The organism is Flavobacterium lindanitolerans (genome assembly GCF_002846575.1).
Taxonomy (GTDB): domain Bacteria; phylum Bacteroidota; class Bacteroidia; order Flavobacteriales; family Flavobacteriaceae; genus Flavobacterium; species Flavobacterium lindanitolerans.
Genome location: NZ_PJND01000007.1, coordinates 207,924 through 221,882 on the forward strand (window position 1 = coordinate 207,924; position 13,959 = coordinate 221,882).

Here is a 13,959-nt window from a genome sequence, read left to right on the forward strand (position 1 = left end):
TGTAAAAATCCCTCCATCATGAATATTGACACTATTAACGCCCGCATTCAGCCTCAAAAAGACATTTTATTAAACCATCCATTGTATAAAAAGATACAAAATCTGGAAGACTTGCGAAGATTTCTGGAATGCCATGTATATGCCGTTTGGGATTTTATGTCACTTTTAAAAGCATTACAGTCTAAATTAACCTCCACAACTACACCATGGTTGCCTGTTGGGAATCCAGAAATCCGTTACCTGATTAATGAAATTGTTTTGGCCGAAGAAACCGATTTAACTCTGGATGGAAAAAGACAGAGCCATTACGAAATGTATATTGACGCGATGAAAGATTGCGGTGCAAATATTTCGGAAATTCAGAGTTTTTTAGAAAATGTTATCACAACCCGTAATATTTTTGTTTCGATAAAAAAAAGCGAACTGCATCCGAAAATCAAAAATTTCCTGGACTTTACTTTTCGTGTTATTGATGAAGGCAAGCCTCATGAGATTGCCGCCGCTTTTACTTTTGGAAGAGAGGACCTGATTCCTTCTATGTTTACAGAAATATTGAGGAATTTTCAGGAAAACTTTCCAAATGCCGACCTACAGAAACTGATTTATTATTTCGAAAGACACATTGAGCTTGATGCTGATGAGCATGGTCCTATGGCGATGCAAATGATTGAAGAGCTATGCAACAATGACGAATTGAGATGGCAGGAAGTAGAAGAAGTATCTGTTCAGGCATTGGAAAAAAGAATTGGCCTTTGGGATGCTATTGAAGAACAAATTTCAATGAAAGCAGAATTAGCTTAATTTGAAAATCTCAATCTGTTTACAGTAAATCCTTACAACATCTTAAAGCCCAAGCTGTTTTTTATCGATTATTTAGATTTATTTTAGATTATTTCGAAAATTTAACTTTAAAATTCCAAGATATTTATAACTTAGCGCGCTTGTTTTCTTTCAAATAAGTAAAATAAAATATCACATAATTATTAATTTCCAATTTTCATATTTCCATGAAAAAAATTACACATTTTTTGTGCCTGGGCCTTATCAGTTTTTCAGCCCTTGCACAAGATGCACCGCATGTCTTTGGAAGAAAAGTTCAAAGTGTTAATCCTACTACCGGAATAATCAGATGCGCCTCTTCAGAATACGAATCGTATCTTCAAGAAAAAAATCCAAAAAGAACAACAACCGAAAAATTCGAAGAGTGGCTTGCTCCAAAAGTAGCTGCTACAAAGTCAGATTTACTAGCCAGAAAAGGTACAGCAGGAACAAATGCAGTAATTACAATTCCAGTTGTGGTTCACGTTATTCACAGCGGACAATCTGTAGGCAGTGGAAGAAATATTTCTGATGCAAGAGTCAACTCCCAAATTACAGTTTTGAATCAGGATTTCAGAAGAATGCTGGACACACCTGGATACAATACAAATCCTGTGGGAGCTGATGTTGAAGTTGAATTTTGTTTGGCAAAAGTAAACCCTAATGGAAATCCTACCAACGGAATTGACCGCGTTAACTTGGGCACTACAACATGGGGCGAAGCCAATGTTGAGTCAATACTTAAACCCCAAACTATATGGGATCCTACAAGATACTTAAACATATGGGTTTGCCAATTTGGAGGAGACTTAAACGGAGTTTTAGGATATGCACAATTTCCGCTTGATTCAGGTTTGGGAGGATTATGGCCGGATGGCACTGAAACTGAATTTACTGACGGTGTAATTATTGATTGGAGGGCTTTTGGATCATCCGACTATGTTTCAGGGTCTTATTTTTCTGGCATAGACAAAGGAAGGACTACAACACATGAAATTGGACACTTTTTAGGATTAAGACATATTTGGGGAGACAATTCCTCTTGTGATATGGACGCCATAGACAGTTCTAACGACTTTTGTCCGGACACTCCTGCTGCCAGAGCAGCACATTATGACTGTGCCCAAGAGTATGACACTTGTACAGCGGTCCCAGGTAAAGATATGACAGAAAACTATATGGATTATTCAAACGACACCTGTATGAATATCTTTACGCTAAACCAAAAGGCTAGAATAAAGACTGTATTGCAAAATTCTCCTAGAAGAAATACATTAGGCACTTCAACTGTCTGCCAGCCACCATTAAGCAATCCATCATTTGAATTATTACAGGGAATAAAACTATATCCAAACCCTGCTAATGATATATTAAACATTGCGGTATCTGACAGCTCTAAAACTCCAGACAGCTATACAATCTATAATAGCCTGGGACAGGCTATCAAACATGCTACAACTTTTAACGAAGAAAACTTAAAAATAGACACTTCAAATTATGCTACAGGAATCTATATGATTCGATTTACAAAAGGTAATGAAACTAAAACGCTACAGTTTGTTAAGAACTAATGCAGTTCACACATAAATAAAAAAAGGCCTTCGAATGAAGGCCTTTTTTTATGGCTAAAAATTCAAATGTTTAATATTTTTAACAAAATATATTTTCAATATAATAATTTATTAGCTTTATCGCAACAAACTAACAATCTTATAGAATGAATAAATTTATTTGTGGCATTATCTGCTTTTTATTAAGCTATGTCGGTTTTGCACAACAACAAAAAGAAATTAAAATCAATCAGTGTGGAACTGATGAATTAATCAACCAAACATTAAAAAAAAATCCACAACTCCAGGAAGTCATGGAGATGAATGAAAAAATGGTGCGTGAGGTAAAAGCCGACAAAATCTCTCAGAGAAGTGGTAGCCAATCGTTAATTACTATACCTGTAATAGTATATGTAGTACATGATGGCACTTCAACAACAAATATCTCCGATGACCAAGTTCAGAGTCAGATTTCGGCATTAAACAATTATTTTAACCCTTATGCAATGAAGTTCTGTCTTGCAACTAAGACAGTTACCTCATCATCAGTCCCAATGCCTTCCGGTGCTGTACAAACCACTCCCGGTATAATACATGTAAGCAATAGTACTCTTTCTAATCATGCGATGACTGTTACCTCGCAAATGCAACTTGAGAATGCCACTAGCGGGATATTTAACTCCGGCATCAGCTCAGATACTTTTTTAAGGATATGGGTCGTGAAAAGTATTGATGGAACTTCTTCAAATATTCTAGGTTATGGTACTTTTCCAGGAATGCCAATGGGAATTGATGGGATTGTAGTTCGTTATGATGCCTTTGGTGATGCCAATACTTGTTCTAACTGCAACCTACTTCCAGGCTATGATCAAGGAAAAGTATTGGTTCATGAAGTAGGTCATCATTTTGGGCTATATCATACGTTTGAAAATGGATGTAGTGGAAACACGCCTGCTACTTGTGAGACAAGTGGTGATCGTGTATGTGATACTCCTCAAGTAGCAGTTCCTAATTCCGGCTGTCCCGTAACTGTTAATAGTTGTCTAGGAGAAAGCCCTACAGAACTACCTGACCTTATCAACAACCATATGGATTACACCAATGATATATGCAGGAACGAGTTTACACAAGGTCAGAAAGAAAGAATGTTTGCCATGTTAAGCATTCACAGGAACTCATTGTATACCGCAGAAAATCTCATCAATTCAGGAGTTACTTGTACTCCAAGCCTTATCTCAGCAAATTTTACAGCAAGCAGCTATACGGCATGCATAGGCAGTGCCAATGCAATAACATTTACCGCCGTCAATGCTCCCGGAGTAAGTTATTCATGGAATTTTGGTGATTCGGGGTCTCCTTCAAATACAGCCAATACACAGATAGCCACCCATACTTTCAGCTCAACAGCAAATTCTCCATATACTGTAACACTGACAGTTACCCGGATTTTCGATGGTATAACGACTAGCTCTACTGCTCAAATCTTTGTTGAAAATTGTTCTCCTATCCTTAATTCAGACTCTAATTGGTATACAAGCTGGAGTAATATGCTAAAATTCCATACTGGCACACCTTCATTTGATTTGTCTTTCCCTGAAACTGCACCAACTTCTTATGCCTTAACCACACAAAGTGACAATTCGGGCAACCTGCTTTTCTATGCTGGAAAAGATTATGTCTGGAATGCAAACTATCAGCAACTAAATACACAGAGTATGGCTCCTGACAGCAATGGAGCTAGGGTAAACTCTGTAATCAGTTTACCAAATCCGGGTTCTGCCTCAAAATATACTATTTTTACCAACAATTCTAATTCATATAATGATCAGGGCTTTAGGTATCATATCGTAAACGCCACTTCTACTGCCCTGGCAACTTTGGGACCTATTCGCCAACCTGTCACTATACCTTCAAACCAAGGATTCCTAACAAGTCCAATTGACGGTGCTTTAATAGGCGGTGAAGGCGTTACAGCAATAAAGAAATGTTCTGGTGATGATTATTGGATAATCACAGGGCTTAAAAAAAACAATGGATATTTTCTAGTTGTATACTCCTTTACCAATACACCAATCAATGGCGGGCTTACATACGTGAGCCAGTTCCAGATTAATCCTTATAATTTAGATTATAACTCAATTGAAGCGTCACCTAATGGTGATAAGCTATTTTTATTTCTAAATGGAGGTAGCACAAAATCCTTTATATATGATTTTAATAAAATTTCTGGAACAATAAGCAATGAAAAGGAGATAACTGTGCGAAGCTCGGTTGTAGGCGCCGCTTTTAGCCCTGATTCAAAATTACTATATATAATTGATTACCAAAGGGTAATAAATCAATATAATTTAAGCAGCCCAAACATTAACAACACTAAGATTGATGTTTACAGGCTACCTTCAGAAAAATTCTTTCACTCAATGCAATCAGGCCCAGATGGCAAAATATACATGAATATATACCCATCAAAACAGCTTGCCGTAATCCATTCTCCTAATACCCGAAGCACTTCTGGCAATCCGAATGCATGTAACTTTTCAACCAATGGGCCTTTACGCCCTGGAGGAAACTACGCCAGCTTAGGAGGCGGATTACCAAACATGATTGATGCCAAACATGCAACCGTATATCCAGGAACACCAGCCTCAATAAGCAGTTATATTACAGCATGTAATACATATAAGTTTTTCCCAGATTTTTGTGGCACCTCTTTTAGCTGGGATTTTGGAGATCCTGCTTCTGGAAGTAATAATACTTCTACAGAAGCCAATCCTACACATGTTTTTAGCGCAGGGTCACTACCTTTATATACTTATACGGTAAAGTTAAAAAACAGCAGCAATGTAGTTATCGCTCAGACAACCATAACTATACAGAATGACCCAATACAAATCTCAGGAAGTACAGAAGCGTGCGTTGCAACATCTCCGGTTACAAATAACTATACAACTCTTCAGGAAGGAGATAATGCAATATGGTCAATAACACAAGGAACCGGGACTTTTACGGGTCCAAACAATCTTTCCAATTTTAATGTGAACTGGACTTCTTTGCCTGGCACAATAACTCTGACAATAACTAATTCCGCCGGCTGTATTAAAACTATAACTCAGAATATAGCATCATCGTGTATAGGTGAAGGTACCGATAAAGTGGTTTTTACAACAAAACTACAATCAGACAATAAAATTATTATGGGAGGAAATTTCACTTCTTATAATGGAATCCCAATTAACAGAATTGCCCGATTAAATACCAATATGAGTCTTGACACTACTTTTCAGGTAGGTACAGGCGCTAATGATGTTGTATATTGCTCTGCTATCCAAACAGATGGAAAAATAGTAATTGGAGGAGAATTTACTAATTATAATGGCAATTTAAGAAACGGATTAGTGCGATTAAATAACGACGGAAGTATCGATACCAGTTTTACTATAGGAACCGGAATAAACAACCCCTCTCCTGGATTAAACTCTATAAAAGCAATGGCCATACAGAGTGATGGAAAAATAATTATTGGAGGGTTATTTACTTCTTATAACGGAACAGCAAGGGTCAATTTAGCCCGATTGAATGCAAATGGAACATTGGATAATACATTCGTATCCAATTTTATCTCTGATGGAAATACCGTAGAATGTATAGAAATACAAAATGATGGAAAAATTATAGTTGGTGGATATTTTACCTCCTATGGTTCAGACCAAAGATCCGGAATTATACGACTAAATTCAAACGGAACAATTGACACCACTTTTAATCCGGGAACTGGTATTGATTGGGGAGGCATACACACCGTTAAAGCATTGCCTGACGGAAAAATCATTGCTGGTGGGGATTTTGGGTCTTATAATGGCAATTTAAAACCCTATCTCGTAAAGCTAAATTCTAATGGTTCCATAGATACATCATTCTCTCCTTCCAGTATAGGAATTAGGCCAGGAGGCATAGGAGTAATGACCATTGGTATCCAAACAGATGGAAAAATAATTATTGGTGGTGGCTTTAGCATTGTTGACAATCAAATTAAGCCAAGAATAGCTCGACTAAATAGTTCTGGATCTTTAGACCTCACATTCAATCCTGGCAGCGGGTTTGGTCCCGTAGATGGTAATAGAGTAATTGGTGCTAAACTGTATTCCCTTTCCATACAACCTGATGGAAAAATAGTTTGCGGAGGATATTTTAAATCGTATAATTCTATAGAAGTAAACAATATAACAAGAATAGACCTTGTAACTAATATCATTGGCAGAACAATGAATCAAAACGTTGTAAAGCAAAACGAAACAGACACTGTTGAAAAGATATATACTACCCATTTACATGAAATCACCTTGTATCCAAACCCCACTAACGGTATATTGAACATTGGAGTATCTGACAGCTCTAAAACTCCTGACAGCTATACAATCTATAATAGTTTAGGACAGGCAGTCAAGCAAATCAAAAACGTTACAGAAGAAAGTTTAAAAATCGATACTTCAAATTACGCTACCGGAATCTACATGATTCGATTTACAAAAGGTAATGAAACTAAAACACTACAGTTTGTTAAGAACTAATGTGGTTCACCCATAATAAAAAAGCCTTCTTTCGAAGGCTTTTTTTATTTTAATATTCCGGAGCTAATTCTATTTCCAGTCCGTCCAATTCTTCCGTGATATGAATCTGACAGCCAAGACGGCTGTTGGACTTGACAAAAAAGGCTTCTGAAAGCATGGCTTCTTCATCATCACCCATTTCAGGCAAGGCAACATCATTAAGCACATAACACTGGCAAGAAGCACACATAGCCATGCCTCCGCAAACTCCAATGGTTCCTTCCGGAGCCAGTTCATAAGCACGAACCAGTTCCATAATATTCATATTCATGTCTGTCGGAGCCTGGACTTCGTGTAAAGTCCCTTCCCGATCAGTTATTTTGATAGTAACATCCATTTTGTATTTGATAATGCCGCGTGATTAATCTATCGATTTCACGACCGCCTTTTCAGCTTCTTTTCTTGTTCCGTCAAATCCGTCTACGCCAGAAACAGTCGTATATTTCAGTACGTATTTTTTACCCGGATTTAATTTATTGTAAACACTCTGGCACATCAGCGTAGCTTCATGGAAACCGCAAAGAATCAGCTTTAATTTACCAGGATAAGTATTGACATCGCCAATAGCGTAAATTCCTTCAATATTGGTTTGATAATCCAATGAGTTATCTACTTTAATCGCATTTTTTTCAATTTCAAGGCCCCAGTTGGCTATCGCTCCTAATTTAGGTGATAATCCAAAAAGCGGAATAAAATAGTCTGTTTTGATATTTCTGTGCGCTCCGTTTTCATCAATATCAATCGATTCCAGATGTTCTGCCCCGTTTAATCCGGTAACTTCAGCCGGAGTTATCAAGCGGATTTTTCCCGCATGTTTTAGTTCCTGTACTTTTTCTACAGAATCCAATGCCCCGCGGAACTCATTTCTTCTATGGATAAGCGTAACTTCTGAAGCAACATTGGCCAGAAAAATACTCCAGTCCAGGGCAGAATCTCCCCCGCCGGCAATTACTATCCTTTTGTCCCTGAACAGCTCCGGGTCTTTTACAAAATATTCAACTCCTTTATCTTCATAGAATTCAATATCTTCAATCAAAGGTTTTCTAGGCTCGAAGCTTCCCAAACCACCGGCAATTGCAACGGCTTTGCAATGATGTGCCGTTCCTTTATCTGTAGTTACAATAAAAGTTCCGTCTTCCTGCTTTTGAATAGTTTCCGCCTTTTCATTCAATGTAAATCCGGGTTGAAACTGTTTGATTTGCTCCATAAGGTTAGTAACTAAATCACCTGCCAATACAGATGGATAGCCTGGAATATCGAAAATGGGTTTTTTAGGATAAAGTTCTGCCAACTGTCCGCCGGGTTGAGGCAGGGCATCAATAATGTGGCATTTTAGTTTTAGCAGTCCTGCTTCAAAAACGGTAAACAGACCTGTGGGTCCGGCACCGATTATTAGTATATCTGTTTCAATCATTTTTTAAAAATTCTGAGGGTTCTAAGTTTCTGATACAAAATTCAGGAAACCAAGAGTCATTTTGTATGATAAATATCATGTCACCGTGGCCTGGTAGCTACCGGAAACATTTGTCCTAAAAATGCAGGACAGTATTGCAATCTGAATGAGATTACAATAAAAAGCCAGGGAATATTGAAAATACTCCCTGACACAAAGTTTATATTTAGGCTACATTCACCACAGTTTCAATCTGCGGAGCGTATTTTTTTATAGTAGTTTCAACGCCGGCCTTTAATGTCATCTGGTTCACACTGCAACCAACACAGGCTCCTTCAAGACGAACCTTGACATGTTTGTCATCTTCTATTTCAATGAGTGAAATATTTCCTCCGTCTGACTCAAGAAACGGACGAATTTCATCCAATGCCTTCTCTACGTTTAATTTAATTTCTTCTGTTGTCATAATCTTGTTTTTTTGGGACAAACTAGATTTTAGTTTCCGGACAAATTAGGAATCGTATCCAAAAACCTGCTAAATGTCTTATTTTTTTACTGCCGAGCATCCCGCCATTGTCGTAATTTTTACGGCTTCAGAAGGTGGCAGATTTTCATTTCTATATACTGTTTCCTGAACTACGTTTCTGGCAATATCTTCAAAAACTTTTTCCAAAGGAGAAGCCGTTTGCAAGGCAGCCGGACGTCCGTAATCTCCTGCTTCGCGTATTGATTGTACGATTGGAACTTCACCTAAAAACGGAACTTCCAAATCTTGCGCAAGATTCTTGGCTCCTTCTTTTCCAAAGATATAATATTTATTTTCAGGTAGTTCTTCAGGTGTAAAATAGGCCATATTTTCAATAATTCCAAGAACTGGAACATTGATTGAATCGGATTGGAACATGGCTACTCCTTTTTTCGCATCAGCCAATGCAACAGCTTGTGGCGTACTCACTACAACTGCTCCTGTTATTGGCAATGACTGAACGATTGATAAGTGAATGTCACCTGTTCCTGGTGGCAAATCGATTAGCATAAAATCCAATTCTCCCCAGTCCGCATCAAAAATCATCTGGTTCAACGCTTTTGACGCCATAGGTCCTCTCCAGATTACAGCCTGACTTGGTGCTGTGAAAAACCCGATTGAAAGAATTTTGACTTCATAGCTTTCGATAGGTTTCATTTTAGATTTTCCATCAACGGTAACGGAAATTGGCTTTTCTGATTCTACGTCAAACATAATAGGCATTGACGGACCATAAATATCTGCATCAAGCACACCTACGTTAAAGCCCATTTTTGCCAATGTTACGGCCAGGTTTGCAGTAACCGTTGATTTTCCAACGCCTCCTTTACCAGAAGCCACGGCAATAATGTTTTTGATTCCGGGAATAGATTTTCCTTTGATTTCAGGCTTTTCAGGTGTTTCAACTTTTATGTTGACCTTTACTTTAGCTTCTGACGAAATCTTTTCATGTATTGTTTTGATGATATCAGCTTCTGCACGTTTTTTAATGTGTAGTGCCGGTGTCGCAAGTGTAAGTTCTACTACTACTTCGTCTCCAAAAGTAAGTACATTCTGAACCGCTCCGCTTTCTACCATATTTTTACCTTCTCCAGCAATGGTAATAGTTTCCAATGCTTTAAGAACTTCTTTCCTATCTATTTTCATTTTTGTATAGCTCTCTTTTTCAAGCCTTTAAATTAGACTGATTTTAAATTGCAAAGATAGCATGAAAACTTTGTAATGTAAAGTTAATAGATTGAAAAAGTTTATGGTTTGATAGACGAATTTGGACTAAGCGGGTTATTGCTTTGAAAAGTAATTACAATTCGTTTTTTTGGATTAGGTTAATCTTCAGAGAAGCATACTGTACGAGTAAATTATTCTTCAGAAAATCATATTCTGAAGACAGCAATTGGTTTTTTACCGATGTATAAATCACGGCATCTACTTTTCCACTAGTGAATTTTGCCTGCGTAGTTCTGAATGATTCTTTGGCATATTTCAATGTGTTTTGCAGGTTAGAAGCGAGCTGCATGTATTGTTTTTTCCGGGTTGTTTCCAATTCCACCTGCTGCTGTATTCTGATTTTTTCCTGTTCCGAAATCAATTTGACTTTTTCCGCTTCAATTTTGGATGCGGTAATCTGCCTGCTTCTCTTAAATCCGTTGAATACCGGAACAGTGAGTCTTAGCCCTATTTCGTGATTTTTATTATCATCAAATTGGGATTTGAAACTTGGCATGTTTTCATTGGGTTGATTTATGGGCGAAGAATAAAATGTCGAAAGGCTATAATATCCTGAAATGGAAGGAAGATTGTCTGATCTTAATATTGAAATTTCTTTTTTGGACCTTTTATACGATAATTCAGCATATTCGATTTTCGGATTTTTAAAAACCGATTTATCTACCGGTTCTGTTTCTTCAGCAAGATAGACTTCAAAAGTAACGGCTTCCAGATTTTCTACCGCAAAGTTCATCAGTTGAAAAAGTTGTAATTTTTGAGTTTCAAATAACTGCACTGCCTCAAGTAAACCTTTTTCATCTTGCGAAAAACTGAGTTGGATATCATACAGATCACTTTCGGGCTTATTGCCAATTTCTACTTCTTTTTTAATACGCTCTAAGTTAAAGGCGGTATTCTGTATCTGCTCTTTTTGAATTTTGACCAATTCCTGAGAAAACAAAGCATCAAAATATTTTTCGAGTAACTGCAGCTTGTATTCGTACTCTATGACTTCTTTGTCTGCCTGAGCCAATTCAATATTTATCTTATTTCTTTGGGCAGTAGCCAGATTTCCAAAATTTAAAAGGTTCATATTGGCTCCCAAGCTCATGTTGTCGTATTGAATGTCTGAACTCACCCTGTTGTTTGTGCTTGGGTCAATAGTAGAACCAAAGTTATAGCTATGATTGCCCGTCAGATTCACTGTTGGAAACAGTTCCAAAAGCGGATGTGTATACAGCTTTTTGGCCCTGTTGATTTCGAGCTGCTTGATTTTTATATCGATATTATTTTGCAAAGCCGTATCAAAACACTTTTGCAATGACCAGGAGTTTTCCTGGCCATTAACAAAAATGCCCGAAGTAATTAGGAGCAAGCTCAAAATTAATTTCTTATTCATATTTCAGATATTTCAAGACATTAACTCTTGTGGCCTGATAGGCTCTTGACAATACCACAATCAGCATTAGCAGCAAAAGCGCAACAAACCCTACAACAAACGGAACAATTGAAATATCTATGCGGTAAGCAAAATTTTCGAGCCATTTGTTTAGTAGAAAATAAACCGGAAACAGAGCAATCAGGAAACCGGCAATACAGAAAACAACATATTGTTTGGAAAGTTCTTTTAGCAGTGTCTTTGTTTCTGCTCCCAGCGTTTTTCGGATGGCTATTTCCTTCATCCTACGTTGGATGGAATACGAAGCCAGGGCAAACAAACCGGACAGCGCAATAAATATTACGATAATATTCAGCAATGAAAATAAATTTCTCTGGTTCACGTAGGCCTGGTAAGACCTTGCGTAACTTTTGTTTACAAAATCATATTTAAACGGGTATTCTGTATCTACTTTCTTAATCCAGAAATTTTCAATTTCTTTCATCGCACTTTCCATATGCTCCGCATCTATTTTTACAAAAATCTGATGCGCGTTCTGAATCATCCACGGAATGGTTTTATAATGAAAAATCGTCATTGGCGGAATCTGATCCTGAGGACCACTAACATGGAAATCTTTTGCAATACCTACAATTTTTAGCTTTTTGTTGTTCCAATTGATTTCTTTACCAATCGGATCCTTTTCATTCATCATGCGTAAAGCGGTTTCATTAATCAGAATATTTTCTATCGTATCTGTTGAAAGCGAAGGAGAAAGGTTCCTCCCTTTTGCCAGTTTAATATTCATCATGTTCAGAAAATCAAAATCGATTGCCATATTACTGCCCTGTACAGCTTTCTTGTTGTATTCATATCCTGAAGAAGCCTGAGCACCACCTCCAAAGTCAAAAGATCCAATTGAAACCTGAGTCACTCCTTTGATTTTCAGAAGCTCCTGATGAATAGTTTCATAACGCAGTACTATTTTTTCCAAATATCCTTTTTCTTTAAAATCATATGGATTCCTATAGTTAACCTGAACAACCTGATCTCCTTTGAATCCTAAATCTTTAGAGTTCATATAGGAAACCTGTTCGTAAACGATATACGACCCGACAATAAAGAAAGAAGCGATAGCAAATTGCAGAATCAGCATGCCGTTTCTAAGCCAGATCCCGTTTTTACTTCTGCCAAAATTGCCTTTCAATACTTTTAAAGTTTCAAAGTTTGATACATATACTGCCGGGAAAATACCTGCAAACAATACCACCAGACCAAATATCAAAAGAATTTGCAGGTAGAACTGTCCGCTATGGATAATCAGATTCTTATTCAAAAACTCATTGTAATAAGGCAGGGAAAGTTCTACAATTACCAATGAAATCAAGATCGCAAAACCTGCCATCAGCATTGTTTCAAAAATAAATTGCTTGACAATATTGCCTCTTGCAGCTCCGATTATTTTTCGGACACCTACTTCTTTTGCCCTTTTTATGGCATTTGCTGTTGCCAGGTTTACATAATTGACGATGGAAAGCGTCAAGATTAAAAGAGACAGTCCCATCATTATCAACAAAAATTGATAGTTCCCCCTTCCTTCTCCATAATTTTCTGTGATGGAATGCAATCTTGCTGCGGTTAATGGTTCCAAAATAATTTTAGAGAGATAACCCTCTCTGTTTTTCTCTCTCCATTGTTCCGGAGTAATCCCTTGTTCTCTTGCCCATTTCAATTCCCTGTTTTCATACAGCAGCCGTTCTAATTTTAATTTTACCGGCCCTGTCTGTTGAGGATTTTTTAATTTGAGCATTAGCGCAAAACTAAAATTCCCCCATTGTGGCCTATTTTCTTCCAATCTTCTATCAATTCTGCTAATAACAACCTCCGGTGCCATAGAAGATTTACCCGGAACTTTATATATTGCTCTTACAACAAACTTCTGTTCGGATAAATCAATTTCTTTTCCAATCGGGTCTTCATTTCTGAATAGTTTTTGGGCTGCTTCTTCAGACAATGCCACACTGTTATTGTCTGCCAAAGCATTTTTCGTACTTCCTTTTATAAATTCGAATGGAAAAAATTCGAAAAACGTTTTCTGAGCATCGGTAATTTTCAGGATTTCCTTTTTTCTCTTGTAACTCACTATATCTTCCATATAATCCGCATCAAAATAGCAGTAGGATTCCAGTTCTTCATAATTTTTAAGATAAGGTTCAAACCCCGCCACATTGGTAGCCCAAAGCATGTTTTCACCAAGGTTAGAAATAGAAAGAAATATTCTTTCCTTATCAGGATTCCATTCGTTATAAGAATGTTCATCATTCCAATAGAGAATGGCAAAAATCAACCCTGCAATTCCCATACTCAACCCCAAGATATTTAGACCTGTAAAAATCTTGTTGTCTTTAATTTGATATAAAAATATTTTTAGCCAATTTTTCAGCATAATGTCTTTTTTTATTAGTTAATCCCATTTGAGT

At 37.2% G+C, this 13,959-nt stretch carries 9 protein-coding genes; 3 read left to right on the forward strand and 6 right to left on the reverse strand.

The window, feature by feature from the left end; all coding sequences use genetic code 11:
* Window positions 1-18 precede the first annotated feature (18 nt).
* The 3 genes from B0G92_RS00990 (at window position 19) to B0G92_RS01000 (ending at window position 6,937) form a co-directional block, all read left to right on the forward strand.
* Complete coding sequence (locus B0G92_RS00990; RefSeq protein WP_056071996.1) at window positions 19-801, forward strand: DUF3050 domain-containing protein; 783 nt, start codon at window positions 19-21, stop codon at window positions 799-801.
* A gap of 206 nt (window positions 802-1,007) precedes the next feature.
* Complete coding sequence (locus B0G92_RS00995; protein ID WP_101470775.1) at window positions 1,008-2,390, forward strand: T9SS type A sorting domain-containing protein; 1,383 nt, start codon at window positions 1,008-1,010, stop codon at window positions 2,388-2,390.
* 146 nt (window positions 2,391-2,536) lie between these two features.
* Entirely contained in the window at window positions 2,537-6,937 is a 4,401-nt protein-coding gene (locus tag B0G92_RS01000) for a T9SS type A sorting domain-containing protein (RefSeq protein ID WP_101470776.1), read from the forward strand.
* A 49-nt stretch (window positions 6,938-6,986) separates the two neighbouring features.
* Here B0G92_RS01000 and B0G92_RS01005 read toward each other — a convergent pair whose 3' ends face one another.
* The 6 genes from B0G92_RS01005 to B0G92_RS01030 form a co-directional block, all read right to left on the reverse strand.
* Complete coding sequence (locus tag B0G92_RS01005) at window positions 6,987-7,313, reverse strand: 2Fe-2S iron-sulfur cluster-binding family protein (protein ID WP_056071990.1); 327 nt, start codon at window positions 7,311-7,313, stop codon at window positions 6,987-6,989.
* Window positions 7,314-7,337: 24 nt separating this feature from the next.
* Window positions 7,338-8,390 (reverse strand): NAD(P)/FAD-dependent oxidoreductase, encoded by a 1,053-nt coding sequence (locus B0G92_RS01010; protein WP_056071987.1) that lies wholly within the window; start codon window positions 8,388-8,390, stop codon window positions 7,338-7,340.
* Between the two features lie 205 nt (window positions 8,391-8,595).
* Entirely contained in the window at window positions 8,596-8,835 is a 240-nt protein-coding gene (locus tag B0G92_RS01015; RefSeq protein ID WP_056071984.1) for a NifU family protein, read from the reverse strand.
* 78 nt (window positions 8,836-8,913) lie between these two features.
* The gene (locus B0G92_RS01020; protein ID WP_101470777.1) at window positions 8,914-10,041 is read right to left on the reverse strand and encodes an Mrp/NBP35 family ATP-binding protein; all 1,128 of its coding nucleotides are present in this window, start codon (window positions 10,039-10,041) and stop codon (window positions 8,914-8,916) included.
* Window positions 10,042-10,195: 154 nt separating this feature from the next.
* A complete protein-coding gene (locus tag B0G92_RS01025; protein WP_101470778.1) occupies window positions 10,196-11,500 on the reverse strand; it encodes a TolC family protein in 1,305 nt (434 codons plus the stop codon).
* Window positions 11,493-13,925 (reverse strand): ABC transporter permease, encoded by a 2,433-nt coding sequence (locus B0G92_RS01030; protein WP_101470779.1) that lies wholly within the window; start codon window positions 13,923-13,925, stop codon window positions 11,493-11,495. Before B0G92_RS01030 ends, B0G92_RS01025 begins: the two co-directional genes overlap by 8 nt.
* Window positions 13,926-13,959 lie beyond the last annotated feature (34 nt).

Bases quoted from the DNA above. Each gene is read 5' to 3' on its own strand.
- B0G92_RS00990 (WP_056071996.1), top strand. From the start codon at position 19: ATGAATATTGACACTATTAACGCCCGCATTCAGCCTCAAAAAGACATT.
- B0G92_RS00995 (WP_101470775.1), top strand. From the start codon at position 1,008: ATGAAAAAAATTACACATTTTTTGTGCCTGGGCCTTATCAGTTTTTCA.
- B0G92_RS01000 (WP_101470776.1), top strand. From the start codon at position 2,537: ATGAATAAATTTATTTGTGGCATTATCTGCTTTTTATTAAGCTATGTC.
- B0G92_RS01005 (WP_056071990.1), bottom strand. From the start codon at position 7,313: ATGGATGTTACTATCAAAATAACTGATCGGGAAGGGACTTTACACGAA.
- B0G92_RS01010 (WP_056071987.1), bottom strand. From the start codon at position 8,390: ATGATTGAAACAGATATACTAATAATCGGTGCCGGACCCACAGGTCTG.
- B0G92_RS01015 (WP_056071984.1), bottom strand. From the start codon at position 8,835: ATGACAACAGAAGAAATTAAATTAAACGTAGAGAAGGCATTGGATGAA.
- B0G92_RS01020 (WP_101470777.1), bottom strand. From the start codon at position 10,041: ATGAAAATAGATAGGAAAGAAGTTCTTAAAGCATTGGAAACTATTACC.
- B0G92_RS01025 (WP_101470778.1), bottom strand. From the start codon at position 11,500: ATGAATAAGAAATTAATTTTGAGCTTGCTCCTAATTACTTCGGGCATT.
- B0G92_RS01030 (WP_101470779.1), bottom strand. From the start codon at position 13,925: ATGCTGAAAAATTGGCTAAAAATATTTTTATATCAAATTAAAGACAAC.